Origin of the sequence: Pseudomonas sp. DCB_AW (assembly GCF_026240895.1) — a bacterium.
GTDB lineage: Bacteria > Pseudomonadota > Gammaproteobacteria > Pseudomonadales > Pseudomonadaceae > Aquipseudomonas > Aquipseudomonas kermanshahensis.
The window spans coordinates 54,903-71,028 of record NZ_JAPFCE010000003.1 but is presented as its reverse complement, the minus strand read 5'-3'; the positions used below and the strand labels follow the sequence as shown (position 1 = coordinate 71,028).

Annotated in this window: 21 protein-coding genes; 20 read left to right on the top strand and 1 reads right to left on the bottom strand. The window is 62.5% G+C overall.

Translation table 11 applies throughout. The features are described from left to right. The first annotated feature begins 194 nt into the window (after positions 1 to 194). From OO306_RS03595 to OO306_RS03555, 9 genes are all read left to right on the top strand, one after another. Complete coding sequence (locus tag OO306_RS03595; protein ID WP_265967724.1) at positions 195 to 932, top strand: hypothetical protein; 738 nt, start codon at positions 195 to 197, stop codon at positions 930 to 932. Between the two features lie 113 nt (positions 933 to 1,045). Continuing rightward, entirely contained in the window at positions 1,046 to 1,261 is a 216-nt protein-coding gene (locus OO306_RS03590; RefSeq protein ID WP_265967723.1) for an AlpA family transcriptional regulator, read from the top strand. A gap of 3 nt (positions 1,262 to 1,264) precedes the next feature. After that, positions 1,265 to 2,143, top strand: coding sequence for a ParA family protein (locus tag OO306_RS03585; protein WP_265967722.1), 879 nt, complete (start codon positions 1,265 to 1,267; stop codon positions 2,141 to 2,143). A gap of 14 nt (positions 2,144 to 2,157) precedes the next feature. Next, the gene (locus OO306_RS03580) at positions 2,158 to 3,696 is read left to right on the top strand and encodes a ParB family protein (protein ID WP_265967721.1); all 1,539 of its coding nucleotides are present in this window, start codon (positions 2,158 to 2,160) and stop codon (positions 3,694 to 3,696) included. Positions 3,697 to 3,712: 16 nt separating this feature from the next. Then, the gene (locus OO306_RS03575; RefSeq protein ID WP_265967720.1) at positions 3,713 to 4,264 is read left to right on the top strand and encodes a DUF2857 domain-containing protein; all 552 of its coding nucleotides are present in this window, start codon (positions 3,713 to 3,715) and stop codon (positions 4,262 to 4,264) included. After that, positions 4,258 to 5,475 (top strand): STY4528 family pathogenicity island replication protein, encoded by a 1,218-nt coding sequence (locus OO306_RS03570; RefSeq protein WP_265967719.1) that lies wholly within the window; start codon positions 4,258 to 4,260, stop codon positions 5,473 to 5,475. The genes OO306_RS03575 and OO306_RS03570 overlap by 7 nt, the downstream gene beginning before the upstream one ends. A gap of 151 nt (positions 5,476 to 5,626) precedes the next feature. Further along, positions 5,627 to 6,382: a PFL_4669 family integrating conjugative element protein gene (locus tag OO306_RS03565; RefSeq protein WP_265967718.1), complete on the top strand. Its 756-nt coding sequence runs from the start codon at positions 5,627 to 5,629 to the stop codon at positions 6,380 to 6,382. Then, positions 6,379 to 6,873: a DUF3158 family protein gene (locus tag OO306_RS03560; RefSeq protein ID WP_265967717.1), complete on the top strand. Its 495-nt coding sequence runs from the start codon at positions 6,379 to 6,381 to the stop codon at positions 6,871 to 6,873. The genes OO306_RS03565 and OO306_RS03560 overlap by 4 nt, the downstream gene beginning before the upstream one ends. A gap of 5 nt (positions 6,874 to 6,878) precedes the next feature. Then, entirely contained in the window at positions 6,879 to 7,307 is a 429-nt protein-coding gene (locus OO306_RS03555) for a single-stranded DNA-binding protein (protein WP_265967716.1), read from the top strand. A gap of 391 nt (positions 7,308 to 7,698) precedes the next feature. On the opposite strand, the gene OO306_RS03550 is transcribed toward OO306_RS03555, so the two are convergent. Continuing rightward, positions 7,699 to 7,866 (bottom strand): hypothetical protein, encoded by a 168-nt coding sequence (locus OO306_RS03550; protein ID WP_265967858.1) that lies wholly within the window; start codon positions 7,864 to 7,866, stop codon positions 7,699 to 7,701. On the opposite strand from OO306_RS03550, the gene OO306_RS03545 reads away from it, so the two are divergent. The 11 genes from OO306_RS03545 to OO306_RS03495 all read left to right on the top strand — a co-directional run bounded on the left by OO306_RS03545 (position 7,801) and on the right by OO306_RS03495 (position 16,118). Then, on the top strand, positions 7,801 to 8,115 hold the full coding sequence (locus tag OO306_RS03545; protein WP_265967853.1) for a helix-turn-helix domain-containing protein: 315 nt from the start codon (positions 7,801 to 7,803) through the stop codon (positions 8,113 to 8,115). The two genes, OO306_RS03550 and OO306_RS03545, sit on opposite strands and share 66 nt — an antisense overlap. Before the next feature lie 97 nt (positions 8,116 to 8,212). After that, on the top strand, positions 8,213 to 10,180 hold the full coding sequence (locus OO306_RS03540) for a DNA topoisomerase III (protein WP_265967715.1): 1,968 nt from the start codon (positions 8,213 to 8,215) through the stop codon (positions 10,178 to 10,180). Between the two features lie 741 nt (positions 10,181 to 10,921). Then, entirely contained in the window at positions 10,922 to 11,455 is a 534-nt protein-coding gene (locus OO306_RS03535) for an STY4534 family ICE replication protein (RefSeq protein ID WP_265967714.1), read from the top strand. A gap of 67 nt (positions 11,456 to 11,522) precedes the next feature. Beyond that, positions 11,523 to 11,780: a hypothetical protein gene (locus tag OO306_RS03530; RefSeq protein ID WP_053867982.1), complete on the top strand. Its 258-nt coding sequence runs from the start codon at positions 11,523 to 11,525 to the stop codon at positions 11,778 to 11,780. Between the two features lie 66 nt (positions 11,781 to 11,846). Continuing rightward, positions 11,847 to 12,341: a JAB domain-containing protein gene (locus OO306_RS03525; protein ID WP_265967713.1), complete on the top strand. Its 495-nt coding sequence runs from the start codon at positions 11,847 to 11,849 to the stop codon at positions 12,339 to 12,341. A gap of 64 nt (positions 12,342 to 12,405) precedes the next feature. Next, positions 12,406 to 13,122: a hypothetical protein gene (locus tag OO306_RS03520; protein ID WP_265967712.1), complete on the top strand. Its 717-nt coding sequence runs from the start codon at positions 12,406 to 12,408 to the stop codon at positions 13,120 to 13,122. A gap of 130 nt (positions 13,123 to 13,252) precedes the next feature. Next, positions 13,253 to 13,768, top strand: a complete 516-nt coding sequence (locus OO306_RS03515; RefSeq protein ID WP_265967711.1) for a PilL N-terminal domain-containing protein — start codon at positions 13,253 to 13,255, stop codon at positions 13,766 to 13,768. Beyond that, positions 13,765 to 14,436 (top strand): hypothetical protein, encoded by a 672-nt coding sequence (locus OO306_RS03510; protein WP_265967710.1) that lies wholly within the window; start codon positions 13,765 to 13,767, stop codon positions 14,434 to 14,436. The genes OO306_RS03515 and OO306_RS03510 overlap by 4 nt, the downstream gene beginning before the upstream one ends. A gap of 10 nt (positions 14,437 to 14,446) precedes the next feature. After that, positions 14,447 to 15,166, top strand: coding sequence for a TIGR03759 family integrating conjugative element protein (locus OO306_RS03505; protein WP_265967709.1), 720 nt, complete (start codon positions 14,447 to 14,449; stop codon positions 15,164 to 15,166). Then, a complete protein-coding gene (locus OO306_RS03500; RefSeq protein ID WP_265967708.1) occupies positions 15,148 to 15,702 on the top strand; it encodes a transglycosylase in 555 nt (184 codons plus the stop codon). The genes OO306_RS03505 and OO306_RS03500 overlap by 19 nt, the downstream gene beginning before the upstream one ends. A 152-nt stretch (positions 15,703 to 15,854) precedes the next feature. Then, a complete protein-coding gene (locus OO306_RS03495; protein WP_323055823.1) occupies positions 15,855 to 16,118 on the top strand; it encodes an integrating conjugative element protein in 264 nt (87 codons plus the stop codon). The last annotated feature ends 8 nt before the right edge of the window (positions 16,119 to 16,126 follow it).

Genomic DNA, 16,126 nt, shown 5'->3' with positions numbered 1-16,126 from the left:
GCACTGAGCCTGAAGGCATCGCGTCGAAATATGTCGCGCTCATTTCTCTGATTCTGAACCTATGGATCGGCTAACTGTCACGAACATTGGATCCTTAAAAGGTCTTATTGAAATCAGGCTCGCTAGATAGAGGCATATTCAAGAACAGCCGCCGCCAGCGATTCCAGGACGAACACAGCAGGAGGCTGTGCGCCATGATCTCGATTAAAAGCTCATACCATCCGATTGATGCCGCCATTCTCTGGAGTGACCTCGCAGACCACGAGGATGAAATACTACGGGTTGACCTCTCGCAACCCGGAAGCCTGCTCAAGCACTTTCCACAATGGCCGATTCTGCACGTCTACGCTGAGTGCATCTACGACGCTATTGTCAGCGGAGAGTTGCCCGCAACCTGTCTGGGCCGTCCGATTACCGCAGAGCACCAAATACACCGCCAGTACTGGTCCATTCGCCGTGCTGATCTATTGGTTTGGTTCGCACGCAATTACCCAGACAACAAGCCCGCATTCTTATTTTCGCGAACGCCCCACCATCCGGAATGCGTCAGCCTGAGTGCTCATTTGGTACAACAAGCAGAGCTAGCTGCTGCTGAGCGCACGATCGACAAGCTGCGCGACGAGCTTGCAGCAAGGGTTGAAGAGGTGGCAACGCTCACTGCGTGTAACAGCGAGCTGACAGCGCGACTTGAGGCCCAGGGCATTCCCTCGGAGGCCTCTGAAGGTACGCACAATATGCTCGTTGGCACCATGCTGGAAGTGACATTGGGGAAATCCAAAGACGGCCGTGTGCAATCGATCTACACGTCCCAGAGCGCTCTGGTCGAAGAGATTACCCGACGGTTTCCGGGTCAGCCCGGTCTGAGCAAAAGTACCCTTGATCGGAGATTTGCCGACGCGCGACGCTATTTGGCCCAAGCCACACAGGGCTAACGCAAGATTGTCAGGCAATGCTCGGCATTGCCTGACAATGTTTTTTCTCCCGCATCGACCTTCACTGACTGTCACATCCCACTGCGCACCACATGGTGCTACGGAGTGACATCATGCAACCTGCCAGCCCTGCCGCAGTTTCCGTCGACCGCCACATCATGCGCCGCGATGAGGTGGAACAGAAAACCGGCTTCAAGCGTTCGCATATCTACAACCTGATGAAGGCCGGACAATTCCCCCTGTGCCGACGCATTGGCACGCGTGCCGTCGGTTGGGATTCAGTGGAGATCGAGCAGTGGGTTCAGGATCGACTGTCAGTGAGGGAGTAGCCCATGAACGTCCTCTCGCTGATATCGACCAAGGGCGGCGCGGGCAAGACCACCGTCGCCGCCAACCTGGGTGGACTGCTTGCCGACGCTGGGCTGCAGGTGTTGCTGCTCGACCTCGACAGCCAACCGACGTTGTCCAGCTACTACGCCTTGAGCACCCCGCGTGAAGTCGGTAGCTACGAACTCATCGCCCAGCGGCTCACGGCCGTTGAGCAAGTCGTCAGCACCACAGTCATCCAGCACCTCGACCTGATCGTGTCCAACGATCGCGCCGGGCACATCAGCACCCTGCTGTTACATGCCCCTGATGGCCGCCTGCGGCTACGCAATCTCATGCCCGCCTTCCAGGATCACTACGATGTGCTCATTATCGATACCCAGGGCGCACGTAGCGTGGTGGTGGAGATGGTTATTCTCGCTTCCGATTGCGCCCTGTGCCCGGTCCCACCAGAAATGCTTGCTGCGCGCGAGCTGCGCCGTGGCACGCTGGGGCTGTTCGAGGAGTTGGAGCCGTATCGCTACCTAGGTGTCGCGTTGCCGGCGGTGAAGCTGTTGCTCAACCAGGTCAATGCCAACCGCCGCGATACCCGCTTGATAACTCAGAGCCTGAGGGCATCCTTCCAAGCGGATCCCCATGTCAGCGTCTGTAGCACGGTGATTCCCGACCGGGTGGCCTACCTCAATGCCGCTTCGATGGGGCTGCCTGCGCACCGAGTCGAGCCCATCCCACCCCCAGGCAGCCGCGGACCTTGCGCTGCGCAGGTCATGCGTGCGCTGGCGATCGAGCTGCTCCCGCAGTGGGCTGAGCGAATTGTCGCCTCGGGCGCGCACGTATCCGGCCAACCGCCTGCTGGCGGCCGTCGACTGATCCGTCGCGCCTGATCGGAGATTGTGTGATGAAGCCGCCAACTTCCGATGACATCACGCGTCAATTGCAGCAGGCGCATTTCCCAGAAAAACACGGCCGTGCCATCACGGCCGTGCCGGTCGGCGACACGCCGATGGTGGTTAGCCTTGAACAACTGCGCCCTTATGAGCTGAACCCACGCGTAATCCGTAACCCGCTGTATGACGAGCTGAAAGCCTCGATCCGCGGACGCGGCCTGGACCAGCCGCCCGCAATCACCCGGCGTCCGGACGAGCAGCACTTCATCATCCGGAACGGTGGCAACACGCGCTTGAGCATCCTCGGTGAGCTCTGGCAGGAGACCCATGAGGAGCGTTTTTTCCGCATCCATTGCCTGTTCCGTCCTTGGCAGTCCGAGTCGCATGCCTTGCTCGGACACCTGGCCGAGAGTGATTTGCACGGCCAGCTCACCTTCATCGAACGGGCGCTCGCCGTCGCAAGACTCAAGGACATGCTTCAGGAGCCGGACAAATCCCTCAGTCAGCGCGAGCTCTCCGCGCGCTTGAGCCAGGATGGCTACCCGATCTCACAGTCCCATATCAGTCGGATGTTCGATGCGCTCGAGTACTTGCTGCCAGCAATTCCACAGGTGCTGTATGCCGGTCTGGGCAAACCCGCCATCGAACGGCTCATCAGCTTGCGGCGCCGGGCGGAATCGGTCTGGAACCAGTATTTCGGTGACGCTCATGAGTTTGCATTGTTATGGTTTGCAGTGCTATCGGCGTTCGACGGTGAAAAGCCCGAGTTGGATTCGAGCGAGCTGCAGGACGAACTGATTGCGAAAATGGCGGTGACTTTGAAGCAAACACCGCGCCTGCTGGCCTTAGACATGCACCAGGAGCCGCGCCTCTCGCCCCCGCGCTTGAACACTGTTCAAGCTCCGTCGCAGGAACCACCAGGCGAGGCCTCACGACAGCCATCTGCCTTCGAAGACGTCTCTGAAACAGTGGATGAGTTGCCCAGCCCAGATCATGCGGGGAGTAGTAGCGATACCACCGCGGCGCAAGAACCACGCCTCCCAAGCATACGCCAGGCGCTGAACGACGACCCTCTTTCAGCGATGCCGCAAGACGCCATGCAAAGCGCTCAAGCATCAGTCTGTCCCTCTTTGTCACGCCGGCCTTCGCAGGATGAGATCAGCAATTTGCGGGACAAATGCGCCGCGCTGGCGGCCGATCTCGCCGCGTACGCCGACGCCAGTGCCATGGTCGGTCCCTGTGCAGATGGCCTCGGGTTCAGCCTGTCACCGGATCACATTGAGTTGCTCAGCCCGCGACACACCGGCATTCAGCTGCTGCTCTCCGCCTTGCTGCGCCTGCAGGATGAGGTGACCTGGCACCAACGTCAGCAAATACCGGCCGCGCTGTTCGGCCAGTTGCTAATCGGCGCCTATGAAATGCCGTTCCCCGAACGCCCTGCCCTGACGATCGGCCTTGAGCGACTGCCCGACGCCCAATTGGAGCAGCTCTTCACGCTGATCCGTCACGCCCGACGGTTGATCGAGCTGACGCTGTCGCCCACTCGCTAACGTGAGGAGCAACCTCATGACCACAACCTTTAATTTGTTGAACCACGCCATGTTGAATCAGGTGCTGCATGAGCTGCGCCATGGCCGTCTGCAGCGCTGCAAGGCCCTGGGTCTGACCGATGAAGACATTGAGGTGCTTCAGTCGTTGCCGCCCACCACCCTCTCCCACTTGGCGCACTCGTCAATTGCCTGGGTCGAGGTGAAAGTCGACACGACCGTGCTGCGACGGCTCATCGCCCAGGCCGACCGTGACGAGCAGAACGAGGGACTGATCAACCGGGCACTCAAATTGGGTGCGAGCTCCAACATCATGTACCGCTGCTTCGGCCTGGACCATTCGGAAACCGCACTGCGGCGCCGCGTGCTTAAGATCGAGACCCACCGCGGCCGACCGGTTCAGCTCAGCGAAGCTCAGGAGCACGCCGTATGGAACCGCTGGAGCCAGCTGCGTGCGGAAGATCCGGAAAACGATCCGCTGGACACGATGATGATGCTGGCGGAGGAACAGCTTATCAGCCTGACCCTGGTCTGGCAGCAGGTCGAATTGTACGGAGGTACGCCATGCTGAGCTTCTACGAGGTCGACTGGCAGGATGTTGTGCGCCAGTGCTACGACGCGCTCCGGCGCCGTCTCGAGTGGCAGGCGACGCAGGCCCAGCTGCAGGCGGCCACGGAGGAGCCCGCGCTGCGCACGATCTACTACGGCGACAACAATCCTTTACCCCAGGCATTGCTGCTCGATCGCCGCCTGACCCCGCTGGAGCGCAATACCTGGCAGGTGCTGCGCTGGCTGATCACCGAGCGCCAGGTAAAAACGCCGCGTTATCAGGATCTGCAGCCCTACCTGGCAACGAGTCCTTGTGGCACCCAGGCGTCGCGTGAAACGATCGCCCGCGCGCTCAACGTCCTCCGGACGACCCGCTGGCTCAGCCTGGTCGAACGTACGCGCGATGCGCAAGGCTGCCTGCGTGGCTGCGTCTACGTGCTGCATGGCGATCCGTTGACCCCGGCGGAACAGCTAGAATTGGACGCCGGCTATGCGGCGCTGCTACAGCAAAACCTCACCCATGCGACCAAAGGCGTACGTGAGGTGACGCAGCATGTGTTTGCGGAAATCCAGGCCGACCCGCAGGTCGCACAGGTCGACAAGGAGAAACTCGTCTCACCTAGGCCGTCGGCGCAACAACAGGTGCTGCAGCTTTCGAGCGAGGCTGCAAACAATTCCGAACCAAGCGAACACCACACCGTTCGGAATTCTGAACTCTCGCCAACCGATTCCAAACTCTGCGGCAAGTCGCCGGATTCGGCTGTGATTCGGAATGCCGACGCCGACTGTACAGTACAGAAAGTCAAAAGCAAAAAAAATACGGTACTGGCGCAGGTGGAGTTTGGACGAGCGCGATGGCCTGAGGATCTACCCCTCAACCCGACCGAGCGACGCATGGCCTCCCAGGCGATGCGTCAGCTCGAACCCGAACAGCAACAAGCGGTCATCAACGAAGCAGCGGTGCGCTGCGCCCGCGGTGAGATCCGAAAACCGATCGCCTACCTGATGGGCCTGATCAAGCGTGCCTGCCAAGGGGAGTTCACCCTGTGGGCCGCTCGCGCCGAGACGGCACCCGCAGCGTCCGTACCTTCGCCGGCGTTGAACCCGAAAACCGTGTCGGAGCCGCTCAGCGAACGGCCACGCCGCAACGGTCAGCGCACCGCCTCACCCCTCGCCCTTTCCTGTCTGCAGGAACTGAAGCAACGCTGTCGCGGCGCCGGTGTGGCTAGCTAGGGCTGGAAGTCGGTGGAATCAATGCCGATGCGATCATTTCCAAGGAAGTCCATTACCTGAAAAATACGGGCAAAGCATCTTCGCGTTGATCCGCGCGGAGCATCGCGGATACGCCCATCGTCGGCCTCATTCCGACGACGAGGTACTGGCGATGGCCGATCACTATCAGCTCAATCTAGGTTCTCTGCGCAGCAGCATCACCCTCACCCTGCACACCCATCACGCGGCGCGGCTGTGGCAGGGTCGCAGTGGCCGTGAAGGGGTGCACCCGATTCTGGGCATGCCCGGCTACATCAGCGTTACCAACCTGCTCAAGCATGCCAGCAGTCAGGGCGATCCGTATGCCGACTGGTTCATGCTGCAGCTGGAGGAGAAGCTGCTGCAGGCCAGGGGTGAAATGGGGGGCCTGACTCAGCAGGTCAGCCAGGTCGAACGCGCCATGCCCACTCAGGTCGATGTCGGCGACAACCTCAACATCCATCCGGTGACCCTTCCGCTGTTCATCGGTAGCCAGCTGGGCTTTCTCGCGATCTACCTGCTAACCGACTACGACTCGTTTGTCCGCAGGGTGCTGCTCGCCCACCATACCGCGCTGATTGGCCGGGTCGACATGGAGACTTGGATCGATGGCGGTGCGCATCTGCTGCGTAGCCTGTTCGGCCTCGCGCAGCGTTACCGCGTGGCCGGCGTCAGCCGGGACGACATGGCCGCCAATAACGCCCGCGCTCGCGAAGCCATCGACAAGTTCGGCATGCCCCCGCAAGACATTCTCCAAGGGACGCGCCGCTCCCAGTTCGCTCCACCGATCGCACACAACAACGCTACTCCGGAGAACGAAAGCTCCAGTGCGTCAGAGGTCGATGAACAACCCACCCCGGGCGCTGCGGCTGACGGGGGTGATGCATGACCCTAACCGAAGCCATCGCGCGGCGTTTGTCAGCGGATGCCTACCGCGAGTTCGCACAAGGTGCCTCCCTAAAAGGCCTTTTAAAGCCTTTTAAGGGTAAGGGGGAACTGCATCAGTTCGCCGAGACGCTCCTTCGCCTGCGCAACCAGGTAGCCGAGTTGATGGCGGTGATGCTGGCGATCATGGCTCAGCCACCCTTCTCGTTGCTGGACTTGCGTATGGTCGTCCAGCACAGCGCGACGGGCACTGATTTCCTCCGCTGGCGCAGCCCGGACTTTCAGCGGATGGGCGTACAGGTGTGGCAGGAGGCGGTGGTTCAACCGAGGCTGCACCCGGAACTGCGGCAGGCGTTGTATCAGCTGGAGACCAACCGCGTGGTGCTGAACCTGCAGATGAGCAGTCTGCAGTCGCTGTATCGCCAGGCCATCACTGGTGCCAGCAAGCTTGAGGCCGCCGAGCTCGCCCTAATCCGTTCCCCCACCGAGGAGTAACCCGTATGAGTACTTTGTTTGTTGGTGAAGGCAACATCGGTAGCGTTCCGGAATTCCAGGAGTTCAACACCAACCCGGATGAGCCGCGGCGCCTGCTGCGGCTGAATGTTTATTTCGACAACCCGGTACCGCGAGAAGGCGGCTACGAGGATCGCGGCGGTTACTGGGCACCCGTGGAACTCTGGAACCGCGACGCCGAACACTGGAGCACGCTGTACCAGAAGGGCATGCGCGTCCTGGTCGAAGGGCGCATGGTCAAGGAGGAATGGGAGGACAGCGAAGACAACGCTCGGGTGACGTTCAAGGTAGAGGCGCGTCGCATTGGTATCCTGCCGCACCGCCTGACCTCGGTGACCATGCGCGAGAAAGCCAGCGACAACGCCAGTTCTTCGCGCAAGGGGAGTGGTAAGAAAGCGCCACGCAAATCGGGATAATTGTGTGGTACTCAGTGGAATCGCCACCCGCAGCGCGATATCACTCAAACAGTACAGACAGCTCAGCGGGCAGCATCGGCTGCTGCCGTTATTTCATTCTCGCCGGGCGCTTCTGCTCCGCTCACTTTCTAGCATTTGCTTCACTTCCTCCAAGTACTGGTCCAGGGCAAGGAACGCCCGCCAGTGCGCCGGACTCTCCTGAACCCAGGCAATCAACCGGGCGCGTGCGCCCCCATTGTCCGGTTCCAGATGGGTGGCCATGAACAGCTCATAGGCCTTGATCGCTAACGCATCCGCCTCACTCTGGTGTGATCCGTGCAATTCGTTGTCTCCGTGGTGACGGTCGAGTCATCCAACATATTTTCAGTGATACGCCTCGTAGCGTTGTGAGTCAACCTTCTGAGTCGTTCATATCTTTGGGTTGCTGTTCGACCATATAGGTCGAAATAAAGAGCGCCTCCCATTGCCAGTCAAAGAGCCTAGCCCACATCAAATCGGTCGCCAGCTGGCGAAGTATCGCCGTGCCCGAGGCTTGACCCAGGCGCAGGTGGGCGAGCATCTGCGGATTTCCGGCGAAGCTGTATCGCGCTTGGAGCGAGGCTTCGTTGAGCTCTCGGTGTCCAAGCTGCTGCAATTGGCCGACTTGTACGGCTGTCCCGTCGATGAGCTACTCCTGGCAATCAGCCCTCGGCCACAGGACCTGGGGGTGCAGATAAACGCGATCATCAAGGAGCTCAATGAAGCGGATAAGCAGTTCGCCTTGGAGTCTCTGAAAGCGCTGGCCAGTCACCTCGCGCAACGCAAGTAGCGCTCGCCCGCCGATATGAAGTCGCCACCTTCGGATTTACCCTGGCGTTCCGCGATCACACCCCCACCCTGTCGGTACCCACCGAGAGGGACCGTGTATGCGCCTGTTCATCTGCGAGAAACCTTCCCAAGCCCGCGACATTGCCCGTGTGCTGCAGGCCAGCCGCCGCGGCGATGGCTGTCTGCTGGGCCAGAACATCACCGTCACCTGGTGCGTCGGCCATCTGCTGGAAACCGCGCCGCCTGAAGCCTATGGCGATTACAAACGCTGGTCGTTGGACGATCTGCCGATCATTCCCAGCCGCTGGCAACTGGTGGCCAAGCCCAAGGTCGCAGGCCAGCTCAAGGTAATCAGCCAACTTCTAAGAACCTGCAGCGAAGTGGTCATCGCCACCGACGCCGACCGCGAAGGCGAGATGATCGCCCGGGAGATTCTCGAACGATGCCAGTATCAGGGGCCGATTCTGCGCCTGTGGCTGTCCGCGTTGGATGTGGCGTCGATCCGTCGAGCCTTGGGCGCCTTGCGTCCAGGGGAGCAGACCTTGCCGCTGTACCATTGTGCTCTGGCCCGCTCCCGTGCCGATTGGCTGATCGGCATCAACCTGAGCCGGCTGTTTACCCTGCTCGGCCGCCGCGCCGGTTTCGATGGACTACTGCCGGTGGGACGCGTACAGACGCCCACCCTGCGCCTGGTGGTCGAGCGCGACCGGGCGATCGCGAGCTTTGTGCCGCAACCATTCTGGACCGTCGATGCGCACCTGGAGCAGAACGGGATCCGCTTTCACGCGCGCTGGCAACCCACAGCCGCGGCCAGTGATGCGGTTGGACGCTGTATCGACGAAACCGCCGCGCAGCAGGCGCTCAGGCGCCTCACGCAATCCCGCAGCGCGCAGATCGACAGCGTCGAGGTCGAGCGCGTGCGGGAAGGCCCGCCGCTGCCGTTTGACCTGGGCACACTGCAGGAGATCTGCTCGGCCAAGCTTGGGCTCGGTGCACAGGAGACCCTGGCCACCGCCCAGGCCCTGTATGAAACCCACAAGGCGACGACCTATCCGCGAAGCGATTGCGGCTACCTGCCGGAGAGCATGCTCGATGAGGTGCCGCGCGTGCTCCGCGCCTTGGCCGCCGCTGCACCATCGCTGGGGTCAGTGCTCAAGGAAGTCGACCCAAGCCGTCGCTCCCGTGCCTGGAACAGCAGCAAGATCACCGCGCACCACGGCATCATTCCCACTGCCGTGTCGCTGGATTTGGCGCAGCTCTCCGAACGCGAGCGGGCGGTGTACACGCTGATTCGCGCACGCTACCTCGCGCAGTTCATGCCCGAGCATGAGTACCTGAAAACCCAGGCGCTGCTGCACAGCCAGGCAGACCAACTGTTAGCCCGTGGCAAGCAGATCCTAGTTCGCGGCTGGAAGGCAGTGATCAACGAGGCCGACGGTAACGAGCCGGCTGAACAGGCGCAGCAACTGCCGACGTTGCGTGAATCCGCGGCGGTGGCGCTGATCGACGCCACGCTCAACGCACAGCGCACACAACCGCCCAAGGCCTATACCGAAGGCACCTTGGTCAAAGCGATGAAAACCATCGCCAACCAGGTGGCCGATCCGCGGCTCAAGCAGAAGCTCAAGGACAGCTGCGGGCTCGGTACCGAGGCCACCCGCGCGGCCATTATTCAGGGATTGATCGATCACGGTTACCTGATCAAGAAGAAACGCAGCCTGGCTGCCTCAGCGGCGGCGCATACCTTGATCGAAGCGGTGCCACCGGAGGTGGCCGATCCAGTCATGACCGCGCTGTGGGAGCAGGCGCTGGATCGCATCGAATCGGGCCAGCTGAGCGTCGAGACCTTTCTCGCCAAACAGGCAGAATGGCTGACTCGACTGGTGCGCAGTAACGCCACGCTCACCCTATGCCCGCCCCCCAGCAAGGGGCCGTTCTGCCCGGTGTGCCGCAGTGCCATGCGCCAGCGCAAAGGCCGCACCGGCAGCTTCTGGTCCTGCATCCGCTACCCCGAGTGCAAGGGCACCAAACCGGTGGCGAAAGCCAAGCGGGCGAAACACACATGACTTGACGGCAAACCGCAGCGCTGATGTAGTGATCTGGCCCCTCGCCGCTTGGCGACCAAGACCGATTCGCTCCGGGCAGCTCGGTCAGACTCCTAGAGTTCGGAGCCACACTTCAGCGCATCCGCGGATGACTTCTCAGCGCTCCAAGTCTCCCAGGTGGATGACCCGTGCGGCTTGTACCAGGCCATAGGGGTCATCCGCTTCGGCGACGATGCTCAGCTCCGGTGCCCGCCGGCGAAACACTGGGCACCTTTTGTGCGCGGATGCGTGCCAGTTGATTCCGACCCAGGCCACGACAAGGGTCGGTTGATCCAGGTGGATCGGCAGTGGAGCTCTGCGACGGACTCCGGTGCCACATCGCCGGGTCAAGGGTGGTCCAACTCTTCCTAGCCTGATGACCGTCGGGCTATTTTTTCGTCGCCGAGAATCCACCGAAAGCCACCCGATTCCGCCCGCTCAGAGCGCCTGAAGACCATGGTTGACGTGCCTTTCGCGGCGTTTTATAGATGAGCTGCACACCGCTGTCGTTGACAGCACCCAGGTAGCCAGGACCTTCAAGGCTACGCCCGTTTCGGGTGGTTCTCCCCCAAAGTGCGACTCGCGCTCGGCAGCTCGCACGGTCACCGTCCCATCGGTGATGAGCGCCTTCTCGACCGATCATATGTTTGCACCTCCCCTTGCGGAACTCACCAGCCGCCAGGGCCGGTGGATGTCCGCGTTCTGCTGAACAGGAGCTCCATCATGACTACTGCAAGCAATAACGCCCCCACCACCTACTTCAACCTGCACACCCAAGGCATCGGTTATCTGAACCGTGTTCGCGAAGTCCCGGTTCGCCGCGGCCAAGCGTTCATGGCCTGTGACATCGCTGCCTTGCACGGTGCCTCGGACGACGTCGAGTACACCCGCTTCGACTGCAAGGTCGCCAGCGGTGAAGCAGACCGGCTGATCCGTGAACACCTGGAAGACGTCCGCGCTGAACGCAAGGTCCTCATCGCGTTTCGCATCGGCGACCTCTGGGTCGATCCCTTCATGTACGAGAAAGGCGAGCGCAAGGGGCAACCCGGCGCCAGCCTCAAAGGTCGCCTGATCTTCATCGAGTGGATCAAAGTCGATGGCCAGTTCAGCTACCGTGCGCCAGCTCGCACCGACGCTGCCGCCGCCTCTGAGGCTGCTGAAGAAGCAGAGTCGGAACAAGCGGACGGTGAGGCTGACCAAGGCCAGCCAACCCCACCCGTTGCATGTAAATCCACAGCCGCTCGCCAATCTGCCTAAGGCAGCTTGGCCGCCCGCAGCAGGCGCTCTTATGAGCGCCTGTTGTTCCTTTATGTCGGAGGTCGCCATGGAAAGCTTCTGGCTCTGCGAGGACTGCCTGCAGGCGGTCGCCTACGACGACTTCAGCGGGCTGTCGCTGTACTACAGCGAGGCTGAAGTCGAGCAACGCATCACCCACATGCGCACCCAACTGCAAGCCCTGCTACCCCTGAGCGCCGATTTCGATCCGCAGACCGGCGCCGGTATCGAGGCCTTCTCCACGCAACCGTGCGAGGGCTGCCAAAGCCCGCTGCACGGCACTCGACATCGCTTTACGCGCCTTTGATCACACACTTAAACCAGCCTGGGGCACGCCCTCAGGAGGCGCCTCAGCTCTCACGAGGAATTGCCCATGAACACCGCCTTGAACCTGGTCGACCCGATCAATCCCGTACTGGCCCAACGCGCCCGTGAGGATGCGCTGATCACCGAGGCCCTGCAGCTGCTGGACCAGCGTCACTTCCAGCGCGGCGAGGTGCTGATAACCCCCGCCGATGCTGCGGCCTACTTGAAACTGCAGCTCGCCCCCTACCACCACGAGGTGTTTGCCCTGCTTTGCCTAGACTCGCGCCACCGTGTGCTGAGCTTCGACATCCTCTTCACCGGCAGCATTGACGGTGCCTCCGTATATCCCCGCCAGGTGGTCATCAAGGCACTCGAACACAATGCCGCCGCCGTGATCTTCAGCCACAACCACCCTTCCGGCTGCTCGGAACCGAGCGGCGCCGATCGGGTGCTCACCACCCGCCTGACCGAGGCTTTGGCCCTGATCGAGGTGCGCGTCCTGGACCACATCATCGTCGGCGAAGGCACCCCGCTTTCGTTGGCCGAATATGGCTGGATGTGACAGCCCACCTTGCCCTGAGGTCACCGCCCGTTCGGGGTGGCCTCGGCGCTTTCGGAGAACGACCATGCACACTTCCCCGCCCAATCCGTTTCTTCGCGGTTTCCAAGACCTGCGCTATGAGCGTGTCCTGCAGATCAGCTATGCCGACGATTGCCCGCCGTGCTACCGCGCGCTGCACCCGGCTCAAAACGAGCTGCCCGATGACGCCATCAGCCTGCAGCCGTGCCTGTTCGATGACGACGTCGCGGTGATCACCGACGGTGAGTGCGTCCCCGAGTTTCTGCGCATGCGCTGCCCGGCCGACGGCCTTGTGAACACCGTGCTCTACCAGATCATGGGCAATCAGCTCGGGCGCCCGATGCATTTAGGCGACCTCGGCAACGTCGAGGCGGCGCGTAACCTGATCGAGCAACTGTCCTTTGCCACCGGACACTACAGCCGCAGTTGGGAGATCAGCAGCGCGCACCTGCCCGCAGACGAGTTCGAGTTCCTGCAGGTTTGCACCTGGTGCAATTCGCCAGCGCGCTTCTTCGAGTGCTTCGAGCTCAACAGCAACCATGCCGTGGGGTGCAAGCTGTACTCAACACCCTGGGTAGCGGCACATGAAGCCAGCAGGATCGGCTGGAGCGCCGGCGAAGTCTGTGCGCGCATGCGCGATGACCATGTTCCGCCGGTGCTGCTCCAGCTGCTGATGCTGGCAGGCCAGGCAGACACCCGCCTGCTGATCTTTGACCCTGACGCCGCACCACTGGCTGAGCTACCGCTATTCACCGAAGACTGACCAAGGCGCCCTTCCGGGCGCCTTTTTTGTGGTAGCCGACTGAAAAGCTGGCTGGCCAGATTCGGTTTTCCAGTGGGGACTCGACTCACGCCTTCGCCATCGTATCGGCAATATTTGTCGAGACACGGTCATGCACACACCCACACTCTCCACCCTCGGACTGATGATCGCCCTGGCGGGCTGCAGCACGCCGCCACCGCCTCCAGCCCCGGCACCCGCAGCACCAGCCGCGTTGCCGGCGGCATTGCCAAAGCCGAAAGCCCAGCTGCCGGCCTGGGTGCGCCAGGACCGTTACACCCTGGTCACCACCCGGCCAAGGCTGGAGCAGCGCCAGCCGCTGTATCAATTGGTCAACGTACAAATTGCGCCAGCCCTGCATGCCACCGTCGGTGAAGCCCTGGGCCACGTGCTGCGACGCTCAGGCTACACGCTGTGTGCAGATAGCGCAGCGGTGGATCGCTTGTTCCGTCGCCCTCTGCCCGCGGTCCAGCACCAGCTCGGACCGATCTCGCTGCTGGACGCCCTGACCATCATCGGCGGCCCGGCCTGGCGACTCGACATCGATCCAGTCGAACGGACCGTGTGCTATGTCCTGCGCGTGCCGTCGCCCGCTCCCCCCTTCTCGACCCTGGAGCTCACGCCATGAAGGTCCTCCATTTTCAGGCCCTGGTGGTCGGTGCCCTGTGCCTGGGCGCCGCCGTGCTCGCCGCCGAGACCTACAACCATCATCAACAACTGGCCGAGCTTCAGGCTTCGGCCCGCAACGCCCCGGCCGACCCAGCGCCGGCCCTGCGCCGCGATATCGATACGCTGGCCGAACGGCTCACAACGCTGCAGCCGCAGGTCGTGGCGTTGGCCGACGCACAAGATCGACACACTGCGGCGCAGGCAGCCCTCGGCCAGCAGCAGGATGAGCTAGCCGCCTCGCTCAAGGCGCTCCAGGCAGCACCGCCAGGACCGAGCAGCAACGATCTGACGGCTTTGGGACAAAGGTTGGCCGCGGCAGAGGCCACGCTCGAGAAACTGTCGACCCGCCCTTCTGCGCCTGAAACCACCAATACGCAACCGCAGGCCTCCAGCGGTGAGAAAGCCAAGGCCAAGCCTCTGGCCCCACCCTTCACCCTGCTGGGTATCGAGACCCGAGGTGACGTCAGGTTCGTGACCGCCCTGCCCGCGGGGGGGCATTCGCTGACGACCGTGCACTTGCTACAGCCTGGCGACAGCTTGAACAGCTGGCAGCTGCGCGCGATCCGCACGAACCAGGTGGTGTTCCATGTCCCCGGACAGGGCGACCACACACTGCCCCTGCCGTGACGAGGTGCTTATGGCTCGGTTCTCCCGCCTTTCGCTCATCCTGCTCCCCGCCTGTCTATTCGCAGGACTGGCGTGGACCGCGCCAAAACTGGTCGACTCGGCTCCGCAGTTCAGCGAACAGATGCCACTGGGTCGGCAGGCATCCGACGCGGCTCGGGCCAAGGCCTGGGGGCTGACGGAGAATGAGTGGGCCAAGTTCGAGCGCTTGCAGGCTGGGCCCCGCCACTACTGGTCGCCGCAGCTCGACCCGCTCACCACCCTCGGCGTGGAAACCGACTCGGACCAGGAACGGCAACGCTACGCCGAGCTGCAGGTCCGTCTCGAAGCCAAACGCGCCGAGCGCGAACTGGCCTACCAAAAAGCCTACACGGCCGCCTGGGCGCGACTGTTCCCGGGTATGCTGCCCGTGCAGGGCATGGCCGACGATCCAGCAGCCACCCCTGCCGGCCGCTTTGCCCTGTTTGTCGAGGAACGCTGCCCGCCCTGCGTCGCCAACACCCAGCAATGGCTGCAAGGCGGCGCGCACTTCGATGTGTACCTGGTCGGCAGCCAAGGTGACGATACGCGTCTACGCCGGTGGGCTCGGGGCGCGGGCATTACCCCCTCCCAGGTCAGCAGTGGCCAGGTCACTCTCAACCATGACCGTGGCCGCTGGTTCGCCCTGGGCGCCAGCCGCCCCTTACCGGCACGCTACCAGCAGGTGGACGGGAAATGGCAGCGCATCGACTGATCCTCGCGCTGGCCTTGACCTGCGCCACGGCCGTTCACGCCGACGCGCTGCCACCGCCGGCGTATCAACTGGCCGCCGCACGCGCCGGCATCCCCGCGTCAGTGCTGTTCGCCATCGCCCTCCAAGAGAGCGGCACGCCGCTGCGAGGTCACCTCATGCCCTGGCCTTGGACCCTGAATGTTGCTGGTACGCCGCAGCGTTTCGCCCGCCGTGATGAGGCGTGTGCCGCACTCAAACAGGCCTTGATCCGTCACGATCCCAAGCGCATTGATGTCGGGCTGGGCCAAACCAATCTCGGCTACCACCCGGACCGCTACCACAGCGCCTGCGAGGCTCTCGATCCTCGCGCCAACCTAGCCGTGACTGCCGAGCTGTTACGCGCCCACTACGCCGACAGTGGTGACTGGGTAGAAGCGGCGGGCCGCTATCACCGCCCTGCCGGTGGTAAACCTGCAGCGCGCTACCGTCGACAGTTCAGCCAGCACTGGCAACGTGTGCAGGCAGTCGTGTCCTCTCCGAGAGGGCCACGGCCATGAGCCGTCGGTGCTGGGTAACGCTGTGTATTTGTCTCTTTTGGACGTTTGCCGCGCTCGCAGCCCCCAGCCAGCTGCCCGATCCCCGCGCGCTGATCTGGACCCTGCCAGTACACAGCACACGCCTTACACCCGGTGCTGTGTCGCCAAGGACATTGAATCTGCCAGGGTTCACGCCGCTGTTCCTGGTCGGGCAAGACCCCGCGTCCCTGAAATGGTTGGCCCAGCATGCACTGAGGCTGCAGGACCTGGGCGCCAGCGGCCTGGCTGTTGAAGTGGCCGACGCCCAAGCCTTGCGCCGCATCCAGGCGGCAGCTCAGGGGCTGGAAATCTGGCCGGTGAGTGGTGACGACATCGCCGAACGCCTGGATCTGCAGCACTACCCGGTGCTGATCACGCCCACCGGCTTGGAACAGTGAGGGTGCAT

What these genes read in the sequence shown, in the direction of transcription:
- OO306_RS03560 (WP_265967717.1), top strand. Translation starts at nt 6,379, where the DNA reads ATGACCCTAACCGAAGCCATCGCGCGGCGTTTGTCAGCGGATGCCTAC.
- OO306_RS03540 (WP_265967715.1), top strand. Translation starts at nt 8,213, where the DNA reads ATGCGCCTGTTCATCTGCGAGAAACCTTCCCAAGCCCGCGACATTGCC.
- OO306_RS03510 (WP_265967710.1), top strand. Translation starts at nt 13,765, where the DNA reads ATGAAGGTCCTCCATTTTCAGGCCCTGGTGGTCGGTGCCCTGTGCCTG.
- OO306_RS03590 (WP_265967723.1), top strand. Translation starts at nt 1,046, where the DNA reads ATGCAACCTGCCAGCCCTGCCGCAGTTTCCGTCGACCGCCACATCATG.
- OO306_RS03575 (WP_265967720.1), top strand. Translation starts at nt 3,713, where the DNA reads ATGACCACAACCTTTAATTTGTTGAACCACGCCATGTTGAATCAGGTG.
- OO306_RS03520 (WP_265967712.1), top strand. Translation starts at nt 12,406, where the DNA reads ATGCACACTTCCCCGCCCAATCCGTTTCTTCGCGGTTTCCAAGACCTG.
- OO306_RS03550 (WP_265967858.1), bottom strand. Translation starts at nt 7,866, where the DNA reads ATGCTCGCCCACCTGCGCCTGGGTCAAGCCTCGGGCACGGCGATACTT.
- OO306_RS03580 (WP_265967721.1), top strand. Translation starts at nt 2,158, where the DNA reads ATGAAGCCGCCAACTTCCGATGACATCACGCGTCAATTGCAGCAGGCG.
- OO306_RS03570 (WP_265967719.1), top strand. Translation starts at nt 4,258, where the DNA reads ATGCTGAGCTTCTACGAGGTCGACTGGCAGGATGTTGTGCGCCAGTGC.
- OO306_RS03585 (WP_265967722.1), top strand. Translation starts at nt 1,265, where the DNA reads ATGAACGTCCTCTCGCTGATATCGACCAAGGGCGGCGCGGGCAAGACC.
- OO306_RS03530 (WP_053867982.1), top strand. Translation starts at nt 11,523, where the DNA reads ATGGAAAGCTTCTGGCTCTGCGAGGACTGCCTGCAGGCGGTCGCCTAC.
- OO306_RS03565 (WP_265967718.1), top strand. Translation starts at nt 5,627, where the DNA reads ATGGCCGATCACTATCAGCTCAATCTAGGTTCTCTGCGCAGCAGCATC.
- OO306_RS03535 (WP_265967714.1), top strand. Translation starts at nt 10,922, where the DNA reads ATGACTACTGCAAGCAATAACGCCCCCACCACCTACTTCAACCTGCAC.
- OO306_RS03595 (WP_265967724.1), top strand. Translation starts at nt 195, where the DNA reads ATGATCTCGATTAAAAGCTCATACCATCCGATTGATGCCGCCATTCTC.
- OO306_RS03555 (WP_265967716.1), top strand. Translation starts at nt 6,879, where the DNA reads ATGAGTACTTTGTTTGTTGGTGAAGGCAACATCGGTAGCGTTCCGGAA.
- OO306_RS03525 (WP_265967713.1), top strand. Translation starts at nt 11,847, where the DNA reads ATGAACACCGCCTTGAACCTGGTCGACCCGATCAATCCCGTACTGGCC.
- OO306_RS03515 (WP_265967711.1), top strand. Translation starts at nt 13,253, where the DNA reads ATGCACACACCCACACTCTCCACCCTCGGACTGATGATCGCCCTGGCG.
- OO306_RS03505 (WP_265967709.1), top strand. Translation starts at nt 14,447, where the DNA reads ATGGCTCGGTTCTCCCGCCTTTCGCTCATCCTGCTCCCCGCCTGTCTA.
- OO306_RS03500 (WP_265967708.1), top strand. Translation starts at nt 15,148, where the DNA reads ATGGCAGCGCATCGACTGATCCTCGCGCTGGCCTTGACCTGCGCCACG.